This window comes from Roseateles sp. P5_B10 (assembly GCF_056400485.1).
Window position 1 is genome coordinate 1 of record NZ_JBFULE010000344.1, and the last position, 5,554, is coordinate 5,554.

Below are 5,554 nucleotides of genomic sequence, written 5' to 3' on the forward strand. Positions count from 1 at the left end.
GGCCTGTCCTTGGGCTCGCCCTCGACCTTGAAGAGGCCCGCGCTGCCGCTGCCGATGGCGCGCGCGATCTCGAAGCGCGTCGTCATCTGGCCCGGGCCGGCCCAGGCGTTCTCGTCGAGCGCATAGCCGTCGGGCGTCTGGCGGTTGTAGGGCGCCTGGCCGAGGCGGTAGAGCCAGCCGATCATTGGGCCGGTGTTCAGCACCACCTTGTCGGCATAAGCCAGGCGCACGGCCGAGACGACGTAATGCGTCGGGTCCTTGAACTTGCGGCCCAGGGACGCCTCGAACTCGGGCGAGCCCACCATGGCACGCAGCACCTCGGCGATGCGGCCATCGCTCTGCTGCCAGCGCTCCGCCATGCGCTCCACCAGCGCCGGCGGCGGCTCGTCGGCGACGAAGTACTGGGCCAGCTTGCGCGACACGAAGTGGGCCGTGCTCGGGTGTTTGGCCAGCAGGTCCAACACCTGGTCCAGTTCGGCCTCGCCCTGGCCCTTGACGGTGACGCCGAGCAGTTGCTTGTCGCCGAAATCGTGCCGCGCCGGGTTGAACTCCATCAGCCCGTCTCGGCGGTATTGCGCCTCCTGCGCGGGCTTGAGCTTGGGTTTGTTGTCGGTCAGGTTCACGCCCAGCCCGGTCAGCACGCGGGCCAGCTCCTGCACGTCGCGCTGGCTGTAGCCACCGCCCACGCCCAGGGTGTGCAGTTCCAGCAGCTCGCGGGCGTAGTTCTCGTTGATGCGGTTGGCCGCGTTCTGCTCGTTGTCCAGGTAGCGCAGCATGGCCGGGTGGTGGGCCGTGTAGCCGAGCAGGTCGCGAAACTTTCCCAGGGCCCGTTCGCGCAGGCCCTGCTCGTAGTCGCCCACCATGACGCGCAGGTTGCTCTTGTATTGGTGGACGTTGAAATGGTTGAACCAGAACCAGGTCATCTGCTCCTGGACCTGGTTGGGTGAGTAGAGCGCGTTGAGCAGCTGGCGGGTCGACGCCTCGCGGGCCAGCTTGGTCAGGGCCTGCTGGTAGTTCTTCTGCGCCTCCGCCTTGGCCATGTCGTCGGTCAGTGCATCGGCGGCCTTGCGCTGCGCTTCCATCTGCTGCACCAGGGGCAACAACGGCTGCTGGGTGACGGCGAGAGCCTGGATTTGCGCCTGAGCGGCTTCTGGCAGTGCGCCCGGGATGCGAGGCTGGAGCTGGGCTTCCAGCCAGACCTCGCGGCCCTGGCGGCGGACCTGGTTGAGATCGGCGCTGCTGGCGCCCCAACTCAAGCGATCCAACCACAGCGTGTCGGCGGCTGCGCTGTGGCTGCCCACCGTGGGCGCCTGGAATGGCGCAGCGGCACAGCCGGCCAGCAATGCGGCGGTGCAAAGCGCGAGACGGGGCAAGGCTGTCATGGCGGGCGGGCCTTTCGGGCTGAGTCCGGGCCAACGGTCGGTCGCGGCCCGGCGTTGACCCCGGCAGGCTAGCAGACGCGCCGCCCCCCTAATGTGTCTGTCGGCTGCCGTCATGTTGCTGGTTTGTGGTCTTGGACCGCGTCCTTGCCGCCCTTTGTGTCGAGGCGGTGCTATTTCGAAGACATGCCAGACACCGGTGCCCGCCACATTGCGGCGGCCAGCTTCATTGACGACGTGACGCTGACGACCGCGGCCGTGCCGGAGCCAACGCCGTCGGCTCTGTTGCTGGCCGGCATGGCCGCACTGGGCGGGGTGACCTGGCAGCGTCGACGCCGCTGAGCATCGTTGGGCAGCGCCGGGCGGCTCACCGGCCACCCGGCGTGCAGCGGATGCATGGCCCTGGACTTGCCGGGCTTGCTGTCAACGCACGCAGCCGTTACTGTTTGCGCATGCAAAGCGGTCGTCGAGTTCCGCTCAGGGTAGGGCTGGTGCTTGCGGTAGCCGGGTTGTTCGCTCCGGCTGCCGAGGCGGGTTGTTCGCGTGCGATTGACGTGCCGGTGTCGCCAGCGGGACGGCTGGTGTTCGTCGAAGATGAGCGCGTCGAGGGCGTGCTGCCGGAACTGCTGCGCGAGCGCGGCGCGCTGCTTGGCTGCGAGTTCCGGTTCAGCGTCGTGCCCCGCGCGCGCGCCGCGCGAACGGTGTTCGAGGCGCAGGATGGCGATCTCTATTTGCCGGCATTGCGCAAACCCGAGCGCGATCAGACCCATCTCTTCGTACCCTTGAGTCGCCAGGGCGTGGCCGTGGCGACGCTACGCACGCACGCGCCGGTGCCGGCCGACCTGAGTCGGCTGTTGGCCGACAAGAGCCTGCGCGGCATCTTCGTGCGTGGCTACTACTTCGGACAGGCCTACGGCGATTTCGTCGACCAATTGCTGGCGGACAAACGCGCCGACATCGTGCCCGACATCGAGGCGCTCAGCCGCATGCTGCGAGCGGGCCGCGCCGACTTCACGCTGCTGCCCCATGTGACCGGCCAGGGTGCCCTGGACCTGGCGCCACGGATGCCGCTGTCGCAGACGGCTTTTCGCATCGAGCTGCTGGAGACCCTGCCGCTGATGGAGAACGGTGTCTATCTGGCCAGGCGCAATCTCGACGCCGCCGACCTGGTGCTGCTGGTGCAGATGTTCGAGCGGGCCGTCGCCGAAGGGGCGCTCCGGCGAGCCTATCTGCGCCACTACCCGCCGGAGGTGGTCGACCACATGCGCTTCTGACCGACTTGGTGCGCTTACTTCGAACCCGGCGCGTAGATCTGGTCGAACACACCGCCGTCGTCGAAGTGGGCCTTCTGGGCCTGGCGCCAGTTGCCGAAGTACTCGTCGAGGGTGAAGAGCTTGACCGGCCCGAACTGCTTGGCGTACTTGGCAGCGACCTTGGCGTCACGCGGGCGGTAGTAGTTCTTGGCCGCGATCTCCTGGCCCTCGGGGCTATAGAGGTAGTTCAGATAGGCCTCGGCCTGCTTGCGCGTGCCGCGCTTGTCGACGACCTTGTCGACGATGGCCACCGGCGGCTCGGCCAGGATGGACACACTGGGCGTGACGATCTCGAACTTGTCCGGGCCGAGCTCCTTGACGGCCAGGTAGGCCTCGTTCTCCCAGGCGATCAGCACGTCGCCGATGCCGCGTTCGACAAACGTCGTCGTCGAGCCGCGGGCGCCCGAGTCCAGCACCTTGGTGTTGGCGTAGATGCGCTTGACGAAGTCCTTGGCCGAGTCGGGCGTGCCGCCGTTCTTCAGCGCATAGCCCCAGGCGGCCAGGTAGTTCCAGCGCGCCCCGCCGCTGGTCTTGGGGTTGGGGGTGATGACGTCGACGCCGCTGCGCGCCAGGTCGGGCCAGTTGCTGATCTTCTTCGGGTTGCCCTTGCGCACCAGGAAGACGATGGTGGAGGTGTAGGGGCTGGCGTTGTTGGGCAGCTTCTTCTGCCAGTCCAGGGGCAGCAGCTTGTGGTCGGCGATGGCGTCGATGTCATAGGCCAGCGCCAGCGTGACGACGTCGGCTTCCAGCCCGTCGATGACGGCGCGGGCTTGCTTGCCGGAGCCGCCATGCGAGGCCTTGACGCTGACGGTCTCGCCGGTCTTGGCCTTCCACTGCGCGGCGAAGGCCTTGTTGAAGTCCTGGTAGAGCTCCCGCGTCGGGTCGTAGGAGACGYTCAGCAGCGAGGTCTGCGCAAAGGCGCCGGTGGCGGCGAGAGCGAAGGAGAGGGCGGTGAGAAGGCGGCGCATGGTGTTTGAGTTAGGGGTAAGGCGGTTCACTCTAGGGATCAGGGCAGGAGCGGGCAAAGAAGAAGAGCGCGCAAGCTCATGCGGCTTTCGACCAGGCCAGCACGGGTTCAGCCGCCACGGTCGGCAGCTCGTGGCGGGCCGCATCGACGACCTCGCGCTTGAGCGGCGAAGCAAAGGTCTGGATGAACTCGTAGATGTAGTCGCGCAGATAGGCGCTGCGCCGCACGGCCAGGCGCGTCATGTTGTCCTCGAACAGATGGCGGGCATCGATGGCACGCAGATGGCGGTCGCGCTCCTCGTCGAAGGCGATGGCCGCGACGATGCCCACGCCCAGGCCCAGCTCTACATAGGTCTTGATGACGTCGGCATCCATCGCGCTCAGCACGATGTGGGGCTGCAGCTGGGCCGCGGCAAAGGCCTCGTCGATGTGGGAGCGGCCGGTGTAGCCGGGCTCGTAGGTGACGATAGGAAATTGGGCCAGGCGGGCCAGCGTCAGCGGGCCATCGAGCAGCGGGTGGTCGGGCGGCACGACGACCGAGTGCGTCCAGCGGTAGCAGGGCAGGGCGACGAGTTCAGGGTATTGCGCCAGCGCCTCGGTGGCGATGCCCACGTCGGCCTCGCCATCGAGCAGCAGGCGGGCGATCTGCTGGGGCGAGCCCTGCTGCAGATGCAGGCTGACGTCGGGGTGATGGGCGCGGAAGTCGCGCACGGCGGGCGGCAGCGCGTAGCGCGCCTGGCTGTGCGTGGCTGCGATGCGCAGGCGGCCGCTGCCCGCCTGGGCGAAGTCATCGGCCGCGCGCTTGAGGTTCTCGGCTTCCAGCAGCAGCCGCTCGATGACGGGCAGCACGTGCTCGCCCGGCTCGGTCAGCCCTGTGAGGCGCTTGCCCACGCGCACGAAGAGCTCGATGCCGAGCTCCTCTTCCAACTCGCGGATCTGGCGGCTGACGCCGGGTTGCGAAGTGTGCAGGGCCTGCGCGACTTCGGTCAGGTTGAAGCCGCGGCGCTGGGCTTCGCGGACGGAACGGAGTTGCTGGAAGTTCATGCGAGGCGATTCTGCAAACAGCGATCACTTCTGTCGTCGAACCATTCGCCATATCGTTATGCACTTCGTGGTGGTGTCAGGCGGTTTTGGTACGCCTACAGTTGGCCGGCATCCAAGGAGTCAATGCATGCATAAGGAAGCCATTCCGACCCAGGCCTGGGCCTTGTTCGATCGCTACGTGCACGGCGACCTGAGCCGGCGCGGGTTTCTTGAGCAGGCCGCCAGCTTTGCCGGTGGCCCGGCTGGTGCCGCTGCGCTGTTGGCCACACTCAGCCCCAATTTCGCCGCGGCCCAGCAAGTCAAGCCAGATGACCCGCGCCTGGTGACGCGCCGCCAGGCCTTCGATTCGCCGCAAGGCAACGGCAAGGTGCAGGGCTATCTGGCCAAGCCGGCAAGTGCCGCGGGCAAGCTGCCCGCCGTGCTCGTCGTGCATGAGAACCGCGGCCTGAACCCGCACATCGAGGACATCGCCCGCCGTGTCGCGCTCGCCGGCTACGTGGCCTATGCGCCCGACGCACTGGCGCCGCTAGGCGGCTACCCGGGCGACGAGGACAAGGCGCGCGAGCTCTTCGGCAAGCTCGACGCCGGCAAGACGCGTGCAGACATCGTCGCCGCTGCTCGCGGGCTGCTGGCGCTGCCGGATGCCAATGGCAAGGTCGGCGTGGTCGGCTTCTGCTGGGGTGGCTCGCTGGCCAACCATGTGGCCACGCAGGTGCCTGAGCTGGCCGTGGCCGTGCCCTTCTACGGCGCCGCGCCAGCGCTGGAAGACGTGCCGCGCATCAAGGCGCGGCTGCTGCTGCACTACGCCGGCAACGACGAGCGCGTCAATGCCAGCTGGCCACCCTCTGAAGC

6 protein-coding genes are annotated in these 5,554 nt (G+C 67.7%); 3 read left to right on the plus strand and 3 right to left on the minus strand.

The annotated features are described in order from the left end of the window. On the minus strand, positions 1–1,382 hold a 1,382-nt coding region (locus AC1DU6_RS18850; RefSeq protein WP_477858858.1), incomplete at its 3' end, for a DUF1800 domain-containing protein. Positions 1,383–1,565: 183 nt separating this feature from the next. On the opposite strand from AC1DU6_RS18850, the gene AC1DU6_RS18855 reads away from it, so the two are divergent. Both AC1DU6_RS18855 and AC1DU6_RS18860 read left to right on the plus strand, forming a co-directional pair. Continuing rightward, positions 1,566–1,721 (plus strand): PEP-CTERM sorting domain-containing protein, encoded by a 156-nt coding sequence (locus AC1DU6_RS18855; RefSeq protein WP_457322225.1) that lies wholly within the window; start codon positions 1,566–1,568, stop codon positions 1,719–1,721. 239 nt (positions 1,722–1,960) lie between these two features. After that, complete coding sequence (locus AC1DU6_RS18860) at positions 1,961–2,653, plus strand: hypothetical protein (protein ID WP_457322223.1); 693 nt, start codon at positions 1,961–1,963, stop codon at positions 2,651–2,653. Between the two features lie 14 nt (positions 2,654–2,667). On the opposite strand, the gene AC1DU6_RS18865 is transcribed toward AC1DU6_RS18860, so the two are convergent. Continuing rightward, positions 2,668–3,660, minus strand: coding sequence for a sulfate ABC transporter substrate-binding protein (locus tag AC1DU6_RS18865; protein ID WP_477858861.1), 993 nt, complete (start codon positions 3,658–3,660; stop codon positions 2,668–2,670). Positions 3,661–3,736: 76 nt separating this feature from the next. After that, the gene (locus AC1DU6_RS18870) at positions 3,737–4,702 is read right to left on the minus strand and encodes a CysB family HTH-type transcriptional regulator (RefSeq protein WP_457322221.1); all 966 of its coding nucleotides are present in this window, start codon (positions 4,700–4,702) and stop codon (positions 3,737–3,739) included. Positions 4,703–4,829: 127 nt separating this feature from the next. Between AC1DU6_RS18870 and AC1DU6_RS18875 the strand changes: the two genes are divergently transcribed. Further along, positions 4,830–5,554: dienelactone hydrolase family protein (locus AC1DU6_RS18875; RefSeq protein ID WP_477858863.1), on the plus strand; the 725-nt coding region annotated here is incomplete at its 3' end.